Source organism: Mycoplasma zalophi (genome assembly GCF_025486335.1).
GTDB lineage: Bacteria > Bacillota_I > Bacilli_A > Mycoplasmatales > Metamycoplasmataceae > Metamycoplasma > Metamycoplasma zalophi.
Genome location: NZ_JAOOPZ010000002.1, coordinates 68,685 through 93,662 on the forward strand (window position 1 = coordinate 68,685; position 24,978 = coordinate 93,662).

Annotated in this window: 21 protein-coding genes and 1 tRNA gene; 2 read left to right on the plus strand and 20 right to left on the minus strand. The window is 24.6% G+C overall.

Annotation, left to right across the window (positions count from 1 at the left end; genetic code table 4):
• Positions 1–10: 10 nt before the first annotated feature.
• The 20 genes from lon to N8G13_RS01590 form a co-directional block, all read right to left on the minus strand.
• Positions 11–2,491, minus strand: a complete 2,481-nt coding sequence (gene lon, locus N8G13_RS01495; protein WP_262289174.1) for an endopeptidase La — start codon at positions 2,489–2,491, stop codon at positions 11–13.
• Positions 2,492–2,588: 97 nt separating this feature from the next.
• Entirely contained in the window at positions 2,589–3,212 is a 624-nt protein-coding gene (gene upp, locus N8G13_RS01500; RefSeq protein WP_262289175.1) for a uracil phosphoribosyltransferase, read from the minus strand.
• Positions 3,213–3,214: 2 nt separating this feature from the next.
• A complete protein-coding gene (gene deoC, locus N8G13_RS01505; protein ID WP_216535683.1) occupies positions 3,215–3,865 on the minus strand; it encodes a deoxyribose-phosphate aldolase in 651 nt (216 codons plus the stop codon).
• A 9-nt stretch (positions 3,866–3,874) separates the two neighbouring features.
• A complete protein-coding gene (locus N8G13_RS01510; RefSeq protein WP_391510157.1) occupies positions 3,875–5,164 on the minus strand; it encodes a thymidine phosphorylase in 1,290 nt (429 codons plus the stop codon).
• Positions 5,165–5,169: 5 nt separating this feature from the next.
• Complete coding sequence (gene deoD, locus N8G13_RS01515; RefSeq protein WP_262289177.1) at positions 5,170–5,883, minus strand: purine-nucleoside phosphorylase; 714 nt, start codon at positions 5,881–5,883, stop codon at positions 5,170–5,172.
• A gap of 153 nt (positions 5,884–6,036) precedes the next feature.
• Positions 6,037–6,112: transfer RNA gene (locus N8G13_RS01520), tRNA-His, on the minus strand.
• 46 nt (positions 6,113–6,158) lie between these two features.
• On the minus strand, positions 6,159–6,878 hold the full coding sequence (rsmI, locus tag N8G13_RS01525; RefSeq protein ID WP_262289178.1) for a 16S rRNA (cytidine(1402)-2'-O)-methyltransferase: 720 nt from the start codon (positions 6,876–6,878) through the stop codon (positions 6,159–6,161).
• Complete coding sequence (locus tag N8G13_RS01530; protein WP_262289179.1) at positions 6,871–7,755, minus strand: hypothetical protein; 885 nt, start codon at positions 7,753–7,755, stop codon at positions 6,871–6,873. Before N8G13_RS01530 ends, rsmI begins: the two co-directional genes overlap by 8 nt.
• 2 nt (positions 7,756–7,757) lie before the next feature.
• A complete protein-coding gene (gene tmk, locus N8G13_RS01535) occupies positions 7,758–8,393 on the minus strand; it encodes a dTMP kinase (RefSeq protein WP_262289180.1) in 636 nt (211 codons plus the stop codon).
• Between the two features lie 8 nt (positions 8,394–8,401).
• Positions 8,402–8,986 carry a toprim domain-containing protein gene (locus tag N8G13_RS01540; RefSeq protein ID WP_262289181.1) on the minus strand — a complete coding sequence of 195 codons (585 nt, stop codon included), beginning with the start codon at positions 8,984–8,986 and terminating at the stop codon, positions 8,402–8,404.
• Positions 8,987–9,280 carry a YbaB/EbfC family nucleoid-associated protein gene (locus N8G13_RS01545; protein WP_262289182.1) on the minus strand — a complete coding sequence of 98 codons (294 nt, stop codon included), beginning with the start codon at positions 9,278–9,280 and terminating at the stop codon, positions 8,987–8,989.
• Between the two features lie 12 nt (positions 9,281–9,292).
• On the minus strand, positions 9,293–11,473 hold the full coding sequence (gene dnaX, locus N8G13_RS01550; RefSeq protein WP_262289183.1) for a DNA polymerase III subunit gamma/tau: 2,181 nt from the start codon (positions 11,471–11,473) through the stop codon (positions 9,293–9,295).
• A gap of 80 nt (positions 11,474–11,553) precedes the next feature.
• A complete protein-coding gene (gene gap / locus N8G13_RS01555; RefSeq protein WP_262289184.1) occupies positions 11,554–12,561 on the minus strand; it encodes a type I glyceraldehyde-3-phosphate dehydrogenase in 1,008 nt (335 codons plus the stop codon).
• A gap of 57 nt (positions 12,562–12,618) precedes the next feature.
• Positions 12,619–13,506: a hypothetical protein gene (locus N8G13_RS01560; RefSeq protein ID WP_262289185.1), complete on the minus strand. Its 888-nt coding sequence runs from the start codon at positions 13,504–13,506 to the stop codon at positions 12,619–12,621.
• A gap of 14 nt (positions 13,507–13,520) precedes the next feature.
• A complete protein-coding gene (locus N8G13_RS01565) occupies positions 13,521–14,372 on the minus strand; it encodes a hypothetical protein (protein WP_262289186.1) in 852 nt (283 codons plus the stop codon).
• 58 nt (positions 14,373–14,430) lie between these two features.
• Positions 14,431–14,982 (minus strand): dephospho-CoA kinase, encoded by a 552-nt coding sequence (gene coaE, locus N8G13_RS01570; protein WP_262289187.1) that lies wholly within the window; start codon positions 14,980–14,982, stop codon positions 14,431–14,433.
• Positions 14,983–15,861, minus strand: a complete 879-nt coding sequence (locus N8G13_RS01575) for a 5'-3' exonuclease (RefSeq protein ID WP_262289188.1) — start codon at positions 15,859–15,861, stop codon at positions 14,983–14,985.
• Positions 15,861–18,821, minus strand: coding sequence for a DNA polymerase III subunit alpha (gene dnaE, locus N8G13_RS01580; RefSeq protein WP_262289189.1), 2,961 nt, complete (start codon positions 18,819–18,821; stop codon positions 15,861–15,863). Before dnaE ends, N8G13_RS01575 begins: the two co-directional genes overlap by 1 nt.
• Before the next feature lie 11 nt (positions 18,822–18,832).
• Complete coding sequence (gene thiI / locus N8G13_RS01585) at positions 18,833–19,972, minus strand: tRNA uracil 4-sulfurtransferase ThiI (protein WP_262289190.1); 1,140 nt, start codon at positions 19,970–19,972, stop codon at positions 18,833–18,835.
• Positions 19,972–21,612 (minus strand): hypothetical protein, encoded by a 1,641-nt coding sequence (locus N8G13_RS01590; RefSeq protein WP_262289191.1) that lies wholly within the window; start codon positions 21,610–21,612, stop codon positions 19,972–19,974. Before N8G13_RS01590 ends, thiI begins: the two co-directional genes overlap by 1 nt.
• Before the next feature lie 309 nt (positions 21,613–21,921).
• On the opposite strand from N8G13_RS01590, the gene rpsD reads away from it, so the two are divergent.
• On the plus strand, positions 21,922–22,521 hold the full coding sequence (rpsD, locus tag N8G13_RS01595) for a 30S ribosomal protein S4 (RefSeq protein ID WP_262289192.1): 600 nt from the start codon (positions 21,922–21,924) through the stop codon (positions 22,519–22,521).
• A 196-nt stretch (positions 22,522–22,717) separates the two neighbouring features.
• The gene (locus N8G13_RS01600) at positions 22,718–24,880 is read left to right on the plus strand and encodes a leucine-rich repeat domain-containing protein (protein ID WP_262289193.1); all 2,163 of its coding nucleotides are present in this window, start codon (positions 22,718–22,720) and stop codon (positions 24,878–24,880) included.
• Positions 24,881–24,978 lie beyond the last annotated feature (98 nt).

The window sequence follows — 24,978 nt, forward strand, 5'->3', positions numbered from 1 at the left end:
ATTTTTTATATTATTTTTTAAATAAACGATTGTAGATTTGTGTATATTCTGAAACTGGTACAAATTGAATTTGTTTTTTAACTTCGTCAGGGACATCCACTAAATTCTTTTCATTGTTTTTTGGAATAAATATTGTTTTTATTCCAAACTTAGAAGCCGCTAGTGATTTTTCTTTTAAACCACCAATTGGTAAAACTTTACCTCTTAAAGTAATTTCTCCTGTCATTGCAACAGTTGGTGAAACTGGTTTTTTAGAAAGCGCACTAATTATTGCAGTTGTAAATGTTACTCCAGCACTTGGTCCATCTTTTGGAACCGCTCCTTCGGGAACGTGAATATGAATTGTATTATTTTCAAAGTCAAAATCAATATCAAATTCCTCTGCGTGGGATCTTACATAATTTAATGCAATTTGTGCTGATTCTTGCATAACTTCTTTTAAAGAACCAGTTAATTTCAGTCCTTCTTTTCCTGCAAAAGTACTTACTTCGATTGCAAGTGTAGAGCCACCATAACTTGTTCAAGCTAATCCATTTACTGAACCTATTTGATCTTCTTTTTCATTTTCTGCATCTTCAAATTTTATAGGTCCTAGGAAATTAGTTACTTCTTCTAAGGTAATATTAAATTCATCATCAACTTCTTTACTTAATAGTTTAACAACTATTTTTCTTGCAATTTTATCTAAAATCCTACTTAATTCACGAACTCCTGATTCACGTGTGTAATATTTTATAATGTAATTTAAAATATCATCTGTAATTTTAAATTGATTTTCAGTTAGTGAATTAAATTCTAATACTTTAGGGATTAAGTGTTTTTTTGCAATTTGTAATTTTTCAATTGAAGTATAAGAACTTAATTCAATCATTTCAACCCTATCAACAAGCGCTTCAGGGATATTTTCAAAATAGTTTGCAGTTGCTATAAATAATACTTTTGATAAGTCATATTCTATTTCTAAATAATGATCTTGGAAATTAACGTTTTGTTCAGGATCTAGAACTTCTAATAAAGCAGAAGTAGGATCACCACGATAATCAGCCGACATTTTATCTATTTCATCTAATAGAACAACCGGATTTGAAACACCTGCTTTTTTAATAGCATTAATAATTTTTCCAGGCATAGCACCTACATAGGTACGACGATGTCCTCTAATTTCACTTTCATCTTTAACTCCACCTAAAGATACCTTAATATAAGGTCTTTCAAGCGCTTTAGCTATTGAACGAACTAATGTTGTTTTTCCAACACCTGGAGGCCCTATTAATGTTAAAATTGGCATAGGTTGAGTTGATTCGTTAACTAAACTTCCTTCTTTACTTACAAATAGTGTTTTATCAATAAAAAATTTATCAGTATCAGGTAATTTAATTAAATCATTTTTATGAGATTTTTGCAATTTATTGTGTGTTAAAACAGCAATAAATTCTAAAATTCTTTCTTTTGGGTCTTTTAAACCATAATGGTGTTCATCAAGAATTTTTTTTGCATTTACTAAATCTAAGTTTTCTGAAGCTACTTTTCTTCAAGGTAAAACTTGTAATAAATCAACATAATTTTTTGAAATATTAGCTTCAGGGCTTGCGGGCATCATATTTTTTGTTTTTGATTTTTCTTTTTCGATTGCTTTTATAACTACTTCTGGGTATTGTTGTTTTAATTCTGCATTAGAAACTGATTCTTCATAATTTGTTTCAGTTTCTTCATCTCCTAATGATTTTTGAATAATTCTCAATCTTTCACGCAATAAAAATTCTTTTTGTTGTTCTTCTAATTCGCCTCTTAATGTGCTATCAATTTCATTATCAATTAATTGTAATTTAAATTGAATCAAAATATATTCAAGAAGTTTTTCAGATTTTAAAACAAAATCATTTTCTTGAAATACTTTATATTTTTCAGTAGTTTTTAATTTTTGTGCTTGGATTATTGTTAATAAAATTGACTTAGCACCTGCTTCATCTAAAGTTTGTACTGTGCTTGCTAATTGCTTTGCGATTTCATTAATATCAATTTGTCTTGGTGAAGAATAGTCATTCGCTGAAGATGCACCTTTTGAAAATACATCAGCAATTTTATTTAGCATTTCTTTTAGCATATCCAAATTAGAAACATATTCATTAACTTCTTCAACTTCTACATTTCCGTCTTCGATTATATCTTCTTCTGTTTCTGAAACATTTAAGGGCAATATATTTTTTAATAAAACTTTCTTTAAACCTTTGAAAACAACAATTTTATTATTTGAATTTGTTTTACTTTGTGCTTTTACTTCTACTATTTCAGCAATAACTCCATATTCATAAAAATTTTCTAAAGTTTTTGTTGAGGGTGTGTGTTTTTTTAATGTTGTAATAACAATTTTTTCATTATTTTTTATAGCATAATCTAATATTTTTAAACTATCTATTTTTCCAATGGTAATTTCTAATAAATCATCTACCATTAAAACTTTATCTTTGATACCGATTATAGGATGTTTCATGTTATTTCCTTTCACTTTCATTATTACAAATTATAGCAAATTTTTAGCACTCTAACTAAAAAAGTGCTAAAAAATAAAAAAGAGTTATTAACTCTCTTTATTTTGTACCAAATAATCTATCACCGGCATCACCTAATCCTGGGACAATGTAATTATTTTCATTTAAATAATCATCCTTTGTTGCTAAATAAATATCAACATCTGGAAAGGCTTGTTGAATTCTTTCAACTCCCTTATCCACACCTACTAAACAAACTAATTTTATATTAGTAAACCCTTCTCGCTTTAACCTATTTATAGCATCATATGCACTAACACCTGTTGCCAACATAGGATCAACCACTAAAACATATGAATCTTTTGAAACACTTGGAACTTTATAAAAGTAATCAATGGCTTCAAAAGTTTTTTCATCGCGATAAATTCCTATGTGACCTACTCTTGCCTGTGGAACTAAATCTAAAATTCCTTGAACCATTCCTAGTCCTGCTCTTAAAATAGGAACAATGACAATTTCTTTATCTAAAAAATATCCTGTTGTTTCTGCACCTATTGGTGTTTTTATTGTTGCTTGTTGAGGTTTATAATCTCTTAAAACCTCAAAAACCATTAATGATGCTATTTCGTTTAAATTTTTTCTAAATACATCATGAGAAGTATCTTTATTTCTCATTGTTGTTAATTTTGTTTTTATAAGTGGATGATTAAATATTTCTACCATGATTAGTTTCTCTTTTCTTCAAAAATTGCAACTGATTTACTCATTCCAAATCTATTTGCACCAAGTTCTGCCATTTTTTGCATATCTTCGTATGATTTAATTCCTCCAGCAGCTTTTATTAAAAGCTTATCTTGGGCAATTTTTTTCATAATTTGGATATCTTCAAAGTTAGCACCACGATAACTAAAACCTGTTGATGTTTTAATGAAATCAGCACCTGATTGCAATACTATTTCTGTAGCTTTTTCAATCTCTCAATTTGTTAATAATGCGGTTTCAACAATAACTTTCAATACATTATTCCCACACGCTTCTTTAATTGCTTTAATTTCATTTAAAACATAATCATATTGACCATCTTTAAAACGACCAATGTTAATTACCATATCAATTTCTTTGGCTCCATGATTTAAAGCTAGTTTTGTTTCAAAAACTTTTGCTTGTGTACTCATAGCACCCAATGGAAATCCAACTACTGTACAAATTAGTGTATTTGAATCTTTTAATTTTTCAAACGCATATTTAATTCAACTTGGATTTATACAGATGCTTCAAAAATTATATTTTTTAGCTTCATCTATTAATTTGTCAATCTCTTTTTGAGTTGCTTCTGGTTTTAATAAAGTATGATCTACCATTCTGTTATATTCCATAATTTTCTCCTACTGAATTTTTTTAAGTATAATTGAATTTTCAATTTGATTGTCGTTTATTTGTCAAAAATCTTTTAAGTCATTGATTATATCTTGCGGAATTGGATTTGATGAATATAAAGTGAATAAAACTTCTCCATCAATAACTTTTTCATTTGTTAATTTATTTAAATAAATTCCAGCTTCATTATCAATTTTATCTTCTTTGGTTTTTCTTCCTGCCCCTAATTTCATAGCTGCAATTCCAAATTCAAGTGAACTTAAAATTTCTAAATAACCTGATTTATGAGCAACAATTTCTTTTTTATATTTTGGTGCATATCAATTTTTATCAAAGATTTCATCGATATTTCCACCTTGTGATTTAATTCAATCTTTAAATTTTTCAAAAGCTTTACCATTTTCAATAACTTCATCAATTAATTTTTTTGCTTCTGATAAAGTTTTTGCTTTATTTGTTTCCAATAATAAACTTGTTGCAGATGAATAAATTAATTCCTTGAATTGTTCAGGTCCATTTCCTTTTAAAGTATCAACAGCTTCTAAAATTTCATTTTTGTTACCAATAGCTCTTCCTAGTGGTTGTTGCATATTTGTAATTTCAACTAAAACTTTTCTACCAAGGTTTTTTCCAATATTAACCATTTGCGTTGCTAGTTCAGTTGCTTCTTCAATATTTTTCATAAAAGCCCCTGAACCACATTTAACATCTAATAAAATTACATTAGAACCAGTTGCAAGTTTTTTAGACATAATACTTGAAGCTATTAAAGGAATTGATTGAACTGTTGCAGTTACATCTCTTAATGCATAAATTAATTTATCTGCGGGTACTAATTCTTTGTCTTGACCCACTAAGGCTAAACCATGTTGTTTAACTGTTTGTTTAAATTCTTGATCTGTTAATGTAATTTTAAAACCACTAATTGTTTCTAATTTATCAATAGTACCACCGGTGTGACCTAATCCACGTCCTGACATTTTTGCCATTGTTAAACCTAAAGAAGCAAGTAAAGGGGCTAAAACTATACTTGTTTTATCTCCAACACCACCAGTTGAATGTTTGTCAACTACTATGGTATTTAAAAAATCTCAATTTAAAACTTTTCCACTATTCATCATAGCTTCTGTTAAATAAGAAATTTCTTTATCAGTCATTGATTTTAATCTAATAGCCATTAATAAACTAGCCATTTGATAATCAGGAATATTTTTATTTACATAATTTGTAATAATAAAATTTATTTGTTCTTGATTTAATTCTTTGCCATTAGCTTTTAAATCAATTAAATCTATCATTCGCATTATTGATAATCCTTAGCAACTGATAAAGCTAATTCCATCATCTTATTAAATGATTTTTCTCTTTCGTCACTTGTAGTGTATTCTTTTGTTACTAAATTATCAGAAATAGTTAAAAGACATGCAGCTTTTTTATTTAGTTTTTGTGCTATTGTAAATAGTCCATAACTTTCCATCTCAACACAAGCGGCGTTATTACTTCTTGATTTTCTTGTTTCAACATTTTCATCGGTATAAAAAGCATCTTCTGAATGAATGTGTAAAGTTTTTAAGTCAATATTTAATTCTTTTGAATTATTTTCAATCTGTAAATTTAATATTTCATTTGGAAAAGCCATATGTTCTTCTGGAAGACTAAAAGCTTTTCTAAAACTTACATTTTCTCCATAACAACTAGAAGCTAATACTAAATCATAAAGTGCTAAATCCTTTTCATATGATCCAGCAGAACCAACTCTAACAATTGCTTCTACTCCATAGAAATTATATAATTCATAAGCATAAATTCCAATTGAAGGAATCCCCATCCCTGATGCACATACACTTACTTTATTACCTTTATAATCTCCTGTGTACATAAATACATTTCTTACATTTGAAACTAATTTTACATTTGTTAAGTAATTTTCAGCAATATATTTTGCTCTTAATGGATCTCCTGGCATAAGAACATATTTTGCTATTTCATTATCTTTTGCATTTATATGTGGTGTCATTTTTACTCCTTTAGTTTTTTAATATGTTTAAATTTTACCACAATGCATATTGTTTTTAATAGATTAAAAACAGCTAAGAAAAATAAAAAAATAAAAAACCACCATAAAAAGGTGATTAGTTATTATTCTAAAATAAAAAATTTATAAAAAAAATGGGGCGGAGGACGGGAATCGAACCCGCGTATGCTGGAGCCACAACCCAGAGCGTTAACCACTTCGCCACCTCCGCCAAGTAGTTCTTATATTATAGCACAAAATTTTTTCAATGTAATAAATTATTTATTTATTTTTGAAAATTTTTCATATTTATTTACTTTTAAATGTTTGGGTTTTTGAATATTAAAAACAATGACAAATTCACCTTTTGTATTGTTGTTTAATTGACTTAGTACTTCTTTTGCAGTTCCTGTGTAAAATGTTTCAAATTTTTTTGTCATTTCTTTAATTAAAAATATTTTACATTCTTGTTCATTAAAAACTTTTTCAAAATCTTCTAAAGATCTAAGCAATTTATGTGGTGAAATGTAAGCAACATAAACACCATAGTCTAATTTTTTTAATTGATTGATTCTTTGTTCACTTTTATCTTTTAAAAAACCTAAAAAACTAAATTGACTAGAAAAATTTGCTTTTATTACTGCGTGAATAAGTGCGGTTGGACCACTTATTACTTCAACATCTATATCACTTTCATAACATTGTTTAATAATTTCAAAACCAGGATCACTTATAACAGGCATTCCAGCATCAGAAATCAAAGCAACTGATTTATTTTCGTTTTTAATTAAGTTAATTGTTTTTTTTGCCATGATTTCTTCGTTGAAATTATGGTATGACATAAGCGGTTTTTTGATTTCATAAAAATCAAGTAATATTTTTGAATTTCTAGTATCTTCACATAGAATAATGTCAACATTTTTTAATGTTTCAATCGCCCTATATGTGATATCTTTTAAATTACCAATAGGTGTTCCTACAATGTAAAATTTATTCATATAAACTCCTTAATTCTAAAACAAAAGCCGATTTTTGAATTTTGAAATTATAAGTATTATTGGTAATTACATTTTGATATTTATTTATTAAATTCAAAATTTTTTCAGTATTTTTTGTTGTTTTATTAATTATTAATTTATCAATTTTATTTAGGTTAATGCTGTTTTGTAAAAAATAAATATTTTTAAAAACATAATTTAAAAAATTTAAAATTAAAAAACTATTTTCAAAATTCATTTTAGTGATTAAGATATCAAAAAAATTCAAGTTTTCTTGATTAATTGCTTTTAAAATGTCTTGTAAAATATTATCATTTTCTAATGAATAAAATGTATTAAAAATATCAATATCATTTGTAAGAATTTGATAAAAATTAACAAATGGAGTGTTTAAATTTTTTAAATAATTTTCAAATTCTTGTGTGTTTTCATCAATCAAATCAATAACTGTACTTCTTGAAAGTATTGTTTTTAAAACAGCACCTTTATTATTTGTTGTAATCAAAACAAAAATATTGCTAGATAAAGTTTCCAAATATTTTAATAATGCATTAATTGCCTGTGTTGATCCATTTTCAATATTTTTTATAATTAATATGTTTTTAATGGATTTATTCATTGTAAAAAATGTTTCATTAATAGAATTTAAAATTTCGTCTTTATTTAATGAATGGATATCACCTAAAATTTGGATATTAATTTGTTTTTGTAATTGTCCAAAATCACTAAAGTGAGAATTTTGTAATTTATTTATATAATACAAAATATATTTGTCGATTTTAAAGTTTTTAGATGATGAAAAAATAACTGATTGAAATGGCTTATTTTGTTTTATTGAATTATCTATTAATTTATAAACATAGTTATTATCTTTCATATTTATAAAACTTTCTTTTTAAAAATTTCTAAAACATTATTTAAAACTTCTTCAATTGGTTTTGAAGCATCCACAATTTCAAAAATTTCTGGTTCATAATCAATTAATTTTTTATAACCGTCATGTAATTTTTTATAATATTCTAAATCACTTGTTTCCATGCGATCTAAAATAAGGCGATTCTGTGTAATCCGTTGTAAGGAAATTTCTGGTTTTAAGTCAAAGAAAATAATTAAATCTGGTTTTGTGTAATCAGTTGCAATCATATTAATTTCACGAACTTTTTCAATACCAACATTTCCTAAAATACCTTGGTAAATTAAAGAAGAATGATAGTATCTATCGCTAATTACAATTTTATTGTTTTCTAATGCAGGTCAAATCGCTTTTTCTAAATTGATCCTTCTACTTGCTGCAAATAAAAGAGCTTCAACAGCTGAACTAAATGTATTATTATTATCTAGAATAAAATTTCTTATTTTTTCAGCTTCATCACTTTTTGAACTTCCTGGTTCACGGGTAAAAACAAAATTGTTTATTATATTTTCCTCGATGAATTTTTGTTTTAACTTACTTATTATCGTAGTTTTACCACTTCCATCCATACCTTCAAAAGTTATAAATCTTGCTCTTTTCATAATATCTCCTAAATTTCGGTCTTGTTTTTAAGTGATTGAATTAAAGTAATTGGATCAATATAATCAACACTAGCCCCAACAGGAATGCCTGTACTTAATTGATATATTTTTTTTGTTTTATCTTTTACTAATGTTTTTAAATATTGCATTGTCATTTGTCCCTCTAAATTACTAGGTAGCGCCAAAATAATTTCATTTGCACTCTCAGTTGATGCTAAAAATAATTCAATATTTTTTTGATCAATAGAAATTTTTTTAACAGGATTAATTAACTTTTCAATAACAAAGTATTTTCCATTAAAAAAATCAAGATCTTCAAATTTTTGAATATCTTCTGCCTTTAAAACAACTAACAATTTATTTGCGTTTTTTCTTTGTAAACAAATATTACAAATATCTTTTTTGTCAAAATTATTACAAATAATACACTTTTTATGTGTTTGCTTAAAGGTTTTTAAGACATTTGTCAAATCATCAACATATGTTTGATCAGAAAATAAAATAAAATAAATAATTTTTTCTGCTTGTTTTGTGGTTATTCCTGGTATTTGTTTTAAAAGTTTTAAAAGATCTTTATATGATTCATCTTTCATTTAAAAAGGTAGATTTCCTTGTGGCAGTGATTGACTTAATTCTTCATAAGTTTTATCAATGGTTTCCATCGCATCATTGAATGCAACTACTATTAAATCTTCTAATGTTTCAGGATCATTAGGATCAATTAATGCTTCATTTATTTTTACAGATTTTAATTTTCTTGAGCCTAAAATTGTTAATGTTATTCCCATTTTTTCAATTACAAATTCTTTTTTTGCAATTTCTTTTTCTTTTAATTCCATTTCGCTTTGCATTTTTTTTGCTTGTTTTAACATTTCTTGTATATTCATTATTTTTTTCTCCTATTTTGTTATTTTTAATTTATCTCCAAATGTTTCTTTTAGTTTATCTATACTTTGTTTTGATTGAAAATTGGTTGGATTTTTCATATTGCATTTCATAGGTACTATTTTTCTTTGTGAAATTTCTACTCTATTTTCTCTTCAATATTGACTTGCTTTTTCTAATTTATTTCTATTAACTACAAAAATACAAATTTCTTTAGAAAAAACTGATTTTATATATTCGTGAAATTGAAATTCTTCTAAATACTGCAAGTACGCATTGATAATACTTTGATAATCCGCTAAGAAAATAATAAATTTCTCAGATGAAAGTATTAATTTTATATTTGAAAATAATTTTTTATAGTTATCGTATGCAGGGTTTTTATCAGTATCTAAACTTTTTAAAATATTACTTTTATAAATAACAGATCAATTTATTGGATTTGATTCATGTTTTTCTTTTTGACTTATTAACATCATATTAATAATGTCATCGATTTCTATTTCTTTTGGTTTTTGGGATGTTTGAATGAAATTAGAATTATTTTCATAATCGTCATTTGAATCAAAAATATCAGATGCAACAATTTCCCCTTCATCTTCTTCTTGATTTAAAATACTATCTTGAACTATTTCTTGTTCGCTTGTTAAATCATTTTGAATAACTGCAAATTCTTGGGTATTATGTAAAACTGAATTGATTTTTTGATTAGTTGATTGTTTTTCAATAATAGTATCATTTACTATGTCATCAATAGGTAAAAATTTATTAATGTCCTTTGCATATGAATTTCAGGAATTGTGGCTACTTTGTTTAATATTATCTACATATGTAGTGCTTAAATTTGTGTCATACATTTCATTGTATTTTTCTACTGTTTTGTAAATATTTTCATTATTATTTTCAAAATTTTGCTGATCGTTTAATGAATTATCTTCTAAACCGGTTCAGTCTTCTTCTATGCTTTGTTGATTATTTTCAATTTCTAATAAATCTTCATTTGAATCTTTGGACGCTGAAAATTCTTGAAAATCATCATTAATTGACATTTGATTTTCTTTAATTTCAGTAGTAATTTGATTTTTAAAATCAGCGGTTTCAATATTGGTGTTTTTATGAATATCTCCATAAAGTTTAATTAATGATAGTTCAAACTGTTGTTTTGGTGTATCAGAATATTTTATATCTTTAAGAAGTTGAATGAAGTGATCTAAAATTAAATAAGAGTTTGATAAATTTAATTTTAAATTTTTAATTTCTACTTCCTGAGAATTAATTAATAATTCTGGTTCATTTGTTTGTTTGTATATAATAAAATCTTTTAATATATCTAATAAGTGAACAATTAAACGTTCAGTATCTATTCCATTATCAAAAATATTTTCATTATATTTTAGTGTTTCATTTAATGAATTGAAAGAAATTAAATTTAGCAATTCAATTATCGTTTCATTTGATGTCAAACTAAAAATTGTTTCAACATCTTTTTTTGTCACTTTTTTTTCTCCACTAAAAATAGATACTTGATCTGCCATGGTTAGTGCGTCCCTCATCGCTCCATTGCTTAGTGTTGCCAATAATTTAAGAGCATCTTCTTCGAATTCAATATTTTCTTTTTCATAAACATACTTAAGTTGTTCAATAATAAATTTATTTTCAATTTTTTTAAAATTAAATCTTTGAACACGACTTAAAACAGTTATTGGAATTTTTTGAGGATCAGTGGTTGCTAAAATAAAAATAACATGTAATGGTGGCTCTTCAATGGTTTTTAAAAGTGCATTTCATGCTGATTTTGATAACATATGTACTTCATCAATAATATAAATTTTATATTTTGAACTAGTAGGAAGATTTTTAATTTTTTCTTTTAAATTTCTAATATCATCTATACCAGTATTTGATGCTGCATCAATTTCAATTATATCTAAACTATTATCAACATTTTTTATACACTTTTCACATGCTTCAACTGCATTTACTTCATTATGTGAACAATTTAAAGTAGAGGCAAAAATTTTAGCAATTGATGTCTTACCTGTCCCTCTTGGACCACTAAATAAATAAGCATGAGATACTTTGTTATTTAAAATAATATTTTTTAATGTTTTTACAATATGTTCTTGACCTTTTACTTCATCAAAATTTCTTGGTCTATATTGTCTATATAAAGCTTTATAAGTATTATTAGTCAATTTTACTCCTTAATAACTTATTTTAATTTTACCACATAAAAAATATAAAAAAGAGATATAAATATCTCTTTAAAATATATTTATTTTAATTCTAAAACGTGTTTTAAAACTCTTACATATTGACTTACAAAACTTTGTTCATTGTCGTATCAACCAAAAACTTTATATAATTTTTTGCCATCAACTTCAATAACACTTGTTAAAAGTGAATCAAATCATGCGCCATGTGAACCGATAATGTCGCTAGATACTATAGGTTCATCGGTAAAAATAAGTGATTCTGAAGCGTTTTGTTTCATTAATTCATTAATCTCTTTAACGGTAGGTTCTTTTTCAAGTTCTAAAGTTAAATCAACAATTGAACCAGTAACAGTTGGAACTCTTAAAGCAATTCCATCCATAACTCCTGCTAATTCTGGAATTACTAATCCTATAGCTTTTGCTGCTCCTGTTGTTGTAGGTACTATATTCATCGCTGCCGCTCTTGCTCTTCTTAGATCTCTATGAGGCCCATCTTGAAGATTTTGGTCAGCTGTATATGCATGAACTGTTGTCATAAAACCTTTTTTAATTTTATATTCTTTATTTAAAATATTTGCAATGGGAGCTAAACAGTTTGTTGTACATGAGGCAGTACTAATAATTTTATCTTCATTTGTTAGTGTATTTTCATTAACTGAATATACTATTGTTTTAATGTTATTTGAACCTTTTGAAGGAGCTGTGATGATTACTTTTTTTGCTCCTGCTTCAATATGTAATGAAGCACCTTCTTCAGTTGTAAAGCGTCCTGTTGCTTCAACAACTATATCAACATTCAATGATTTTCATGGTAGATTTTTTGGATCTTTTTCACTATATATAGGAATACTTTTTCCATCAACAATAATATTATTTTCATTGAAAGTTACATCATGATTAAATTTTCTATGTGCTGTGTCATATTTTAATAAGTGAGCTAATGTTTGAGAATTTGTCAAGTCATTAATGGCTACTATTTCTATATCTTTTTCTTCGAAAATATCTCTAAATACCAGTCTTCCGATTCTTCCGAAACCATTAATTGCTATTTTTTTTGTTTTTTGCATATTTGTCCTTTCTTACAAACTATCACTATAATGATTTTAATTTAAAAATTTCAAAAATTATTTTTTTAATGTATCAAAATTTTCGTTTATTAATTTTACTAAAATATTTTTTAAATTTTTAAAAGTTTTTTCATCAAAATTATTTGTATTACTAATTAACTGCGTTGATTTTTTTTCTATATCAACAAAACTAAAAATATATGTCATTTTTTGCATTTGAGTTCTAGATATTAAAATATTCATAATATATTCTTGAAAAAATCAAAGAGGTTTGTTAATTAAACCTAACCCTGTATAAAATAAATAATCTACTTCTTTTAAAAGTGGAAGAATAGAATCTTTGATCTTGTATCCTTGAATGCTTAAAAAATTATACAAATCATTTAAATCTAAAAAAGCAACAGTTTTATTTTGTGATGCTACTAAAAAAGCTAAATATTTTAATGAATAATTTACATTAATTAAATCATCATTTACAATAAATAAACTTTTAGTAGCTTTAAGTTTTAAATGATCATTTATTAATTTTTTTATATCTCCATATTCTTTAAATGTTTCTATTGTTTTTTTAAGTGCTTCTGTTTTTTTAGTTTTATTATTTCAAAAATTATCAATATCTTTTTCAATGTTTGTTATGTTTGAAAATCAAAAATTATCTAAAATCTTTTGTTTTTTAAATCATGATTGATTGCTAAAATCTAGGTCTAAAAATCCATAATTATTTACTACTAATTCTCAATTAGGTTTTTTTTGATATTTTTTTAAGTTACTGTAATACTTATACAATAAATTCATCCCTTCTTTAACTTGTTCATCATTAAGGTTAAGTTTAGTAATAATTTCTTTTATTTGATCATCATTAAGCATTTCTTCTTGCTTTTTACTTAATTTTACTTTGGAAGTATTTAAATTTATTTTAATTTCTTTTATCGATACATTACCCATTTAAATTCCGTTCGTTAACATAAATTATTAATATTTTGTTTATTTTTTGAATAGTTTTTTATTTCTAAGGTGATTTCTAATTCTTTTTTAATATCATTTGTTAACATGATGTTTTTTATTGCATAGTCACGAGCAATAGTTTCAACATAATTTACAACAATTTGATTGTTAACTTTTAATGAAAAGTCAATAAATAAATTAATTTGTTCATTTAAAAAACCTAAATTAACTAAATTTTCAATCATCTTTTTATGATATATAGTTGGTTCTTGATTTGTTTTTTGCTTTATAAATTGTTCAGGAGTTAAAATACTATTAAAATTTGTATTTGCACTAATATTTTTAGATTTTTCTATTTCAATATGCAATTTATCAAAGTTTAGATTTATATTATCTTTTAGTTCAAATAAATCAGTATATTTTTTTGAAGTATTAATATATTCATCTTTGTTTAATGTAAATAACTGTTGTGCAAAAAATATTTTTTCATATTTTTTTTCACCAATTAATTTAAAAAGTTGTTTAGCTAAAACTGATTTTTGATATTGTTCAATTGTTAGCGGTTTATTTAAAGAAATAATCATGTTTTGAAATAAAGGAGATTCAAAACACCTTATTAAACCCACAGCTTCTAATTTATCTTTTGCATCAATTAAGATTTCTATATTACAATTTAAACAATTTAAAACTTCATCAAATGAAAACTCATACCTAGGGTTTTGAGCTAAATTAAATTCATCTAATAAAAAATGATAAAGCGCAACTGATTCCATACCTATAATAGGTGTGTATAAGATACGAATATTTTCTAAGTCTGTTTGACTAATGTATTGATTTTTTTCAATATAAAAATTATTGTACTGCATACAACACCTCAAATCTAAATTATAAATTTTGAATTTTTTCGTTCTTGATAATCTAATTTTAAATGCTTGAAAAATAAATTTTGAAGAATTTTTTAAAAAAGTTTCTAGATAGAACTTTATAACAATAAATATTTACAATTTTAGGATCAAAAAAATGCTTGTTTATAGTATCAATTACAATTTTATTCTTGTTATTTACATTTCGTTTTTGTAAGTTTTTAACTCTTATTTTTTCCGGAATGTCAATGCAAATAACTTTTGTAAAAAAACGACTGAAATTAGCATTTTTTTTGTATAAAATTGGTATTTCTACGAAATCATAAAAATTATTTTCCAAATGATTTTCAATTAAAGGAAAAATTAATGATTCAATCTCATTAATAAATTCAGGTTGCAAAAAAAGCCTATCCACAAGTGCTTTTTTATCAACTTCAACATCATTTACAAAATTTTCACCAAGATTATTTTTTATTAATTTATAACCTTCACTTCCATTTTGATAGAGTTTTTTTACTAGATTATCCACAATTAAAACACGATAGCCTTGACGCTGTAAAAAATTTAAAAATGTTGACTTACCAACACCGCTTTTTCCAATTATTGCTATCATTTAAATTACCTCTAATTTTCTTAAATTTTGAGTTATTTTAATAAGCTCCAATTCTTGTAATCTATTTTGAGCATTTTCTGATATTTTTACATTTAAAAATGAGTTTAAAATATTTTTGTCTTCAAAAGGTACATCATATCTTAGTTGTGCTAAATATTTATCTCTTTTTAAATCATTTTGATATTCTAAAAATTTTTTTTGAAGGTTTTTATCTAGTAATTGTATATTTACATAAATGTTTTCTACGTTATGGTATTTATCTAGTAATTTAATTGCAGTTTTTGGTCCTATTCCTTTTACTCCTTTAAAATTATCGGAACTATCACCAACTATTGATTTATAGTCTACAACTTGTCAAGGATAAAAATTATAAATTTCAAAAAAGTTATCATTTGTTAGCTCAATTAACTCCCTATTTTTTGGTTTTAAAATTTTTACATTGATGTCGATTAGTTGATTTAAATCTTGATCAGCTGAATAGATTAATATTTCTGTATTTTCTTTTAATTGCGAAGTTATTGATGCTACTATGTCATCGGCCTCAAATCCGTTTTGCTCAAAACTTTTAAAATTAAGTTCTGGTAAAAGATCTTTTATAATTAAAAGTTGAGTATAAAAATCTTCAGGTGCTTTTTGTCTTTGCTGCTTATATTCTGGATATTCTTTATGTCTAAAAGTTTTAGCTCTTGCATCAAAACAAAAGAAAATTTGATCTGGAGAGTATTCTTTTAATAATTTAAAAACTGTATTAAAAAAACCAACAATTGCATTTGTTTTAATACCTGTTGTAGTTTCTAGTTTAAGTTTTGAATATAGTGTTCCATAATAACTTTTAAATACTAAATATGTTCCATCTACAATAATTACTCTTTTTTTCATTACATTTCCTTTCAGCCTTTAATTTGTCAACTTAGATCTTGTTTTTTGAGTATGTCAACATAAATAATTTTACCTACATGTTCTTTAATTGGTGAATTATTTCAAATAAATACTTGAATTGAAGCACTGCTATCAAACAAATTAACGATAGTAAATGGTTTGTTATTTTTGGTAGTTTTTACAATGGCATCTTTTATAAAAACTGCAATTTTATGTTGCGTACCAGGGTGAATATTAACTAATCTTATATCTGATTCAAATTGCTTAGTAAGTGAAGAATTATAAACATTACCTAAATATAATATTTCATTTTTTGATTCAAATTCATAATCATAATCATATTGAATGGGTTTAATATTTCAATTAACTTGCTCTCAATTAATTATTTTTGTTTTTGTGTTATATCCATTAAATAATTCCAACTTAAAAGCTGTAGAATTTTCTAAACTATTTAATATTGAAACTTGATTTTCAAATTCTCTAAAGACACTAGCTTTTGTTAATGTTTTAAGAGTACTTTCTCCAATCGAAGCAGCTCTTAATCTTAAAAATGTTTCTAAAATATTTTTAAAAGGTCCATTTTTATTTCTTTCGTTTACAATATTTTCAGCTCCAACTTTTCCAAAACCTTTGATCATCGTTAAAGGTAAATAAATTTTTTTGTTTTTTATTATGGATTTTAATTCTGAATCGTTAATTGTTGGACTTACCACAGAAATACCTAACTCTTGTGCTTCAGAAATATATTTATTTAAATCTTCATAACTATTAATAGAAGAAGAAATAATTGCATTGTAAAATTCTAATGGAAAATGAGTTTTTAAATAAGCCATACGGTATGTAATAAGTGAATAACTAACTGCATGAGATTTATTAAAACCATAAGCAGCAAAACTTTCGATATTATCAAAAATATTTTCTGCTAATTGTTTATCGTAATTATTTTCAACGGCTTTTTTAATAAAAATATCTTTAAAACTTAAAAATTCTTCAGCTTTTTTCTTACTAATTGCTCTTCTCAATAAATCAGCTTCAGCGTAATCCATATTGCTTATTTTTTGAACAATTTCTAAAACTTGTTCTTGATAAATCATTATTCCATACGTTTTTTCTAAAACCTTATCAAAAATTTTTTCTACTTTTGGAATTTCTTCTTTTTGATTTTTTCTATTTGCATATGATTTAATGTGTTGCATAGGACCTGGCCTAAATAAACTAATAATTGCTGCAATATCATTAAAATCTGTTACTTTTACTTTCATTAATGTATTTCGCATTCCTGGACTTTCTAATTGAAAAATACCAGCAGTTTTACCTCCTGAAAGCAACATAAAAGTATCTTGATCATTTAAAGGTATATCATCAATATCGAAATTTGCGTTTTGTTTTTTAATTTCTAATAAAATATCATTAATAATTGAAAGTGTTTTAAGCCCTAAAATATCGATTTTTAAAAGTCCAAAGGTTTCTAAATAATCCATAGTTATTTCTGTTTGTAGATAATCATTTGCAAACATAATTGGTGATTTTTTAATAATTTTTTGATCAGAAATAACAATTCCAGCTGCGTGAGTTCCTGTTTGACGATAAAAACCTTGAATTTTACATGCTTCATTAAAAGCATTTTTTAAATCATTTTCACCAGTTTCAGGATTTTTATACTTATTTAACTCTTCACGAAATGCATATTCTTGCTCATAAATTTCTTCTAATCTTAAATTGTTAGGAATTTTTTTTGCTAAATGATCAATTGCTGGAATAGGGACATTAAAACTACGAGCACTGTCACGCATAGATGATTTTGAACCCAGTGTTGAAAAAGTAATAATTGATGATACGTTTTCTTTTCCATATTTAGAAATTAAATAATTTATTAAATCTTGTCTTTTGTCATCTTGAACATCAATATCAATATCTGGTAAACTGATTCTTTTTGGATTTAAAAATCTTTCAAACAATAAATTATATTCAATTGGATCTATTTGAGTAATACCCAGTAAATAACTAATTAATGATCCAGCTGCGGATCCTCGACCTGGTCCTATCGAAATATGATTTGTCTTAGCTCATTTAATAAAATCTCAAATAATTAAAAAATAATCTTCAAAACCTAATTGTTTGATAATTTTTAATTCGTAAGTTAATCTTTGTTTATATTCATCTAAGTCAAACGTTTTAATTTTATTTTTTGCGCTTTCAATTACTAATTTCTTTAAAAATTCAAAACTTGAAATATTTTCTGAGTTTTTATAAACTGGCATTTTAAACTTAGAAATAGGTACTTCAATTGCAAGAGATTTAGCTAAATTATTTGTAAATTCAATTAATTTTTGAATCCTAATATCATCAGTTTCTATATTAGCAACTAAAATATCAATAAAGCGCTTTGTTTTATTTTGTGTTTTTATTCATTCAAGTGTTTCAAGTGTTTGATTATCAAAATGATCAAAAATTCTTCCTTCGTTAACATAAAGAAATTTCTGATCATTTATTGTATTCAAATCAATTTTTAATTTTTCAATAATTTGTAAATTTATTGCAATATATGTGTCTATTTCAGTATATTTACACTTAGTTTGTGAAAATAAACCCAATGTGGGATGATCGATAAAAATTAAATTTTGAAATTGTTTTAAGTATGTTTGCGAAACTAATTCATTTTGTGATTGATAAAAATTTAGTTCAAATAATTCTTTTAATCCTAATAAATTTTTAGCAATAACTATTAAGTCAGATTCTATTGCTTCTTGTGAAGTTTTTATTTGAATTCCGTAAATAGTTTTAATGTTATTTTCTTTAGCTTTTATACAAAATTGAGCAAATGAAAACATATTTTTGTTTTCAGTTATTGCAAGATATTCAATTTGATTATCTTTTGCTCATTTAATAATTGAATCAAGTTCTATAGTTGATTCAAGTAAAGAAAATACTGTGTTTACATGTAAATTAATTAGTTTCATTTTTAGCCTCTCTATTTGTTTGTAAAATGATATATGGTCACATTTTCAATTGCTTCTGCCTCTAATTCTTTTAGTCTTGGCAATTCTTCTTCTAATTTTAATGCTTCTTGTAAATTAGGTTTTGTAACAGGTTCTTTTGGAGCGAATAATTCACATGTTTCACAAGCTCTTCTTATACTTATTTCATAAGTGTTAATTTGCTCTGCTATTTTTATAGTATCATTTTTATCAAAACTTACCAAAGGTCTAAAAATTGGTAAATTTGTCACTTCTTGAATGACATTAATGCTTTCTAATGTTTGGCTAGCCACTTGTGCTAAATTTTCACCATTAGATAGTGCAGAATAATGAAATTTTTTTGCAATTGCATCAGCAATACGATAAAAACTTCTTCTCATTAAAGTGATTTTGTATTTTTGATTAGAAACAAGGGTTAAATAATTCATTATTTTTGTGTAATTTATCTGAAATAATGTTGATTTTAATTGATATTTTGTAATTTGAGTAATTAACTCTTCTACTTTTTGAGTTGTAAAAAAATCAGTGTGTGGTGGGGTTATAAAATTAATAAAATCGACTACTAATCCCCTTTTTTGCATTAAGTTAGCAGCAACGGGACTATCAATTCCCCCACTCATTAAATGTAGTGTTTTCCCGCTTATTCCAACAGGCATTCCACCTCTTGTATAAACATAATTTGAAAAAACAAATGATTTTTTAGCTCTTATTTCAACATATATTGTTAAGTCAGAATCTTTTAATTGTACATATGAGTTTTCAAATTTTTTTAAAATTACCCCCCCTAATTTTTCATTAGTTTCTTGACTTGAAAATATAAAGTTTTTATCTGATCTTTTTGTTTGAATTCTAAAAGAATTAAATTTAAATTGTTTTGCTTCTTCTAATACACAATTAACAATATTATCTCAAGTTGTATCTATTTCTTCAACTATGCTATAACTTGATAATCCAAAAATATACTGCAACTGATTTACATTATTTTCAGAATAACTAATAAAAGCACGATCAAAAGTTACAACTACTTCACCTTCCATTTTTTTCTTTAAATTGTTTTCTAAAACTTTTATAAAATTAATTCTATTTTTACCCTTTAAAGTTAATTCTCCATATCTTAATAAGATTTTTTTCATTAGTTACTTCCTTTTTCTATGTGTTTATAAATTTTATCAATTGCTTCTATATATTTTTTAGATTCTATGCTTTTTTCAATATCTAGACATAAATCATTAATATCTAAAATACTACTTCTGTATCTATTAAAAAAAGTAATTGAGATTTGAAATAATTTATATGCCTTTATTTTTATACCTATTGATGCTTCAAGTGCTTTTATTTTTAATACAAAATGTTGAACATCATCTTTAAGTGTTTCAAAAATATAATTATTATTTTGATTTTTGATTCGAATTTTTTTGTTAAATTCTTTAATATTTTCAATATTTTCTCATTCAACATCTGCTAATTCTAAATTTAAAATTTTTAATTCAGCTTGAATAGTTAAAAATTTAAATTCATATTTTTTCATTTCAGAAATTATTTCATTTAATGGTGAAAATTGTTTTTTTAAATCCTGAATAACAATAAACTGGCTATTTATTTCTTTTATTATAGTCAATAATTTAGATGATATTTGCTTATTGGTGAATTTTGTTTCACTTATTAAAGTAAAAAAATCATCTCTAAAATTATTTTTTCATAAATTTTTGTATTTTAAAATGTTTTCTTCCATCACATATGTTAGTTGATTATTTTTTTTAAAAAATTCATAATCTTTTTTAAGTTCTTGTTTTTTTTCTTCTAAATTTTTAAGTAAAAATTCAATATTTTCTTTGTTATAATTGTTGCTTTTTAAGTATTTATATGCATTTTCTTCTATTTTAAACTCATGTATTATTTTATTTATTTCTTGCAAAACATTAGCAAACAATTCATTGATTTTTTTGGAATTTTTTAAATAATTTTTTTGATCAAATAACTCTTGCATACTTTTAATTCAATTTTCTATCTCAAATAACCTTTTTGTAATGTCAAATTTAACTATAAAATTTGTAAAGTGATTTTGCTGCAATTTAGTTTTTATTTTAAAAAAATCATTTATTTTGGTATCCAAAAACATTTTTAAACCGTACGCTTCATTTAATATTTTTGAATAATTTAGTAAAATTAAATTTAAGTTTTTTAAGTTAGTAAAATTTATGTTGCTATTATTTTTTATAAATTCATTGTTTTTGAAAAAATTGTAGTTTTCACTCCACTGATTTTCTATTATTTTAATTTCTGAGTTAAAAAAATCATATTTTTGTTCATTAACTTTAACATAGCTGCTAAGTTTTCTAAAAAATGAAAATAGTAAACGAGCATGGTGAATGATTAATTCTGTATTTTTTGTGTGTTTTTTAACAAAAGCATTAATATCTTTTTCAAATTGTAAAATGACCTTAATGTCTTTTTTACATTTTCTTAAACCCTTATCTATGTTTTTTATTTCTTTCAAAATAATTATTAATTTTTTATCAAAAGTAAAATGAATTGTATTTTTAAGAGTTGTTGAATAAAAAATCAAACTTGATTGTTTTGCTTTAAATTTTGTATACATTTCTACATATTGGTTGTATATTTTTTCAAATTCAGTATCATTTTTTGAAAACATTTCAAATTGAGTTAAGGTTTGGGTGAAATTTTTTAATGTTTGATCATTTTTTTTGGTTTTTAAAATAATTTTTTCAATTCCATATTTTTTGTAATAATTAAAAATCCAAATATACCACAAAAATAAAACAGTGAATGTTAAAAAAATTAAGATTAAAACAGCCAAAAACAAACTTATTTTCATATATATTAATTTTATATAAATTAAATAAATAAACATAAAAAAACAAATTAAATTTCAAAAATAGTTTTTTTGTTAAAAAATAACTTAATTTATAGTAAAATTTAAAAGCATTGACACAGCAATTGTACATAGTGTAAAATTTTTGAATTCTTAAGATTTGAAAGTAAGTTAGCTGTTATACTGAAATCATTAAAAACTTAATATTACAACTAGAGTACAATAAAGTCCTTGCAGAAAGGAAATAATATGTCTCGTTTTAGAGGATCAATATTCAAAAAATCTCGTCGTTATGGGATTTCATTATTAGAAACAGGAAAAGAATTTGCAAAAGGTAAACAACGTAAATATGCTCCAGGACAACATGGACAAAAACGTGCAAAATTAACTGACTATGGACTTCACTTATATGAAAAACAAAAAGTTCGTTTTATTTACGGAGTAAATGAAAGACAATTTGAAAATACATTTAAAAAAGCTTCAAAAAGACAAGGTATTACTGGTACAAACTTCTTACAAATGCTAGAAACTAGATTAGATAACATTGTTTATCGTGCTGGTTTTGCGAAAACAAGAAGACAAGCTCGTCAATTAGTAAATCATGGTCATTTTACTTTAAATGGTAAAAAAGCTAATATACCTTCAATGCAAGTTGCAATTGATTCAGTTATTGAATTAAAAGAAGGATCACGTCAAAATTCAGAAATTACACAAGCTATGACTGAAAGACAAGTTGCTGAATGAATTAAACGTGAAGAATTCAAGGCAACATTATTACGTCTACCTGAAAGAAAAGAATTAAATCCTGAAATCAATGAATCATTAATCGTCGAGTTCTACAACCACTAGAATTGGTAAAAAACATCTTCGGGTGTTTTTTTATATTTATATATCCAAAAAAATAATTAAAAATATTAATTTAAATAATATAAAAATTAATAGTAATTAAAAGAAAATATTTTGTAAATTTTGCTAAATTAATAAATAAATTTCTTTTGTAAAAAGTTAAAAATGATAAAATTAAAACAGTTTTTATAGGAGGTTTATGAAATCAAAAAAAGCTTTAATTTTAATATCTATGGGCGCGGTTTCACTGCTTAGTCCATTGTTTTCATTATCATGTATCAAACCTAATGATAATGAAAATACTAAACAAACCTTAATAGTTGAAGAAAATAATTTAAAAGATTACATTAACAAAGGAATTATATTAGCGGTAAATAATTTCAATAAATTACCTGATATTGATTTAAATAACTTTGATCAGGAAAATACAATATTTTATTTAGTTAAACCAATTGAACAAAATTCAATAAAATGAACATTGCCATATAAATTTGGCATAGGAAATCCTTTTGTTGATTTTTCAAACCAAAAAACTGAATTTAATGTTGAATATATAGAATTATCTAATGCAACAAAAATTGCAAACAATAGTTTTTCAAACCTTAAAAATCTAAAAGAAATTAATGCACCTAATGCAATTGAAATAGGTTATGGAGCATTTGAAAATAGTAATTTACTTAAATTAATTAATATTCCTAATGTTAATAAAATTGCTCAAAATGCTTTTTATAACACTGAATTTTTAGAAAATCTAATTAATAAAAATCCGCAAAAATTAGCAATTGTAAACAATGTTTTAATAAATGGTCAAAAGGCTAGCGGTAAAATCAATATCCCTAACAATGTAACAATTATAAGCGCTGGTGCTTTTGAAAATGCAACTGAATTGATAAGTGCGGACATGCAAGGGGTTGTAGAAGTTGGCTACCGTGCTTTTTGAAACGCAAACTCTTTAAAAAGCATTAATTTGCCTAACGCCACTTTAATAGATGATTGGGCTTTTGCGCACGCTAAATCGCTGACAAGTATTAGTTTACCTAGCGCAACAAAAATAGGCGAAGGAAGTTTTAATGACACAAGTTCACTATGACTTATAAATATTCCCAATGTAACAGAAATTAAAAATCGAGCTTTTGAAAATGCTATTGCATTAAAAACAATAATTTCACCTAATATAACTAAAATAGGTGACAGTGCTTTCGAAAATGCTAATTCACTAATTGAAATAAATATTCCCAATATAACAGAAATTGGACAAAGCGCATTTTACAACGCTATATCACTTGAAAATTTAAATATACCTAATGTTACTCAAATTAGTGAGCATGCTTTTAAAAATGCTAGTTCACTAAAAAATATTAAAATGCCCAATGTTATTTCAATTGCAAAAAAAGCATTTGAAAATGTTAGTTCATTAACTGAAGTTGATATACCAAATGCTTTAAAAATTGATGACATGGCTTTTTATGGTGCTAATTCTTTAGTTACTTTAAATGCTCCTAAGGTAAAAGAAATTGGAGAAAATGCTTTTTGAAATGCTAATTCATTGGTTAGTGTAAATGCAGATAATGTAATTGAAATAAAACAAAGTGCTTTCGAAAATGCTAAATCATTAAAAAATTTAAATATTTTAGGTGTTGAAAAAATTAATAAAGATGCATTTAAAAATGCTACTTCATTAACAACATTAGAATTACCTAATATATTAGAAATTTCTGATAATGCATTTTATAATGCAACAGAATTATCAAAACTAAATGCTCCTAAAGTTATAACAATTGGTCAAAGTGCTTTCGAAAATACTCAATCTTTAGAAAATATAAATATTTTAAATGCTCAAGAAATTAAAAGAAATGCATTTAAAAATGCTAGTTCATTAATAGAAATTGAAGCACCTAATGTAACAGAAATAGGACAAAGTGCTTTTGAAAATGCTACTTCATTGCAAACATTAAATATGCCAAATGCAAATGAAATTCCAACTAAGGCATTTAAAGATGCTAGATCATTAGAAAACATTAACATTGAAAATGTAACAGAAATAGGACAAAGTGCTTTTGAAAATGCTAGTTCATTAACTAAATTAAATATACCTAATGTTACTTTAATAGATAGATATGCTTTTTATGGTGCTAATTCTTTAGAACACGTGGATGCAAACAATGTAACTGAATTAGGTGAAAGCGCTTTTGATGATATCAGTTCACTAAAAATTTTAAATATGCCTAAAATTTCAGTAATAAATGAGTATGCATTATACTATACATCAATTTCTCTTGAAGATTCTTCATTACCAAGTGAAATAACAGAAGATGTTTTAGATACAATAAAAACTGGAGAATATTGAAAAACGAATAACTAGATATAAAAAGTATAAATATTATCCTATTTTTTGTATTAAATGATTTTTTAAAAATATTAAAAATATGTTTATAATACTAGAAGTTACTTATTGTTACT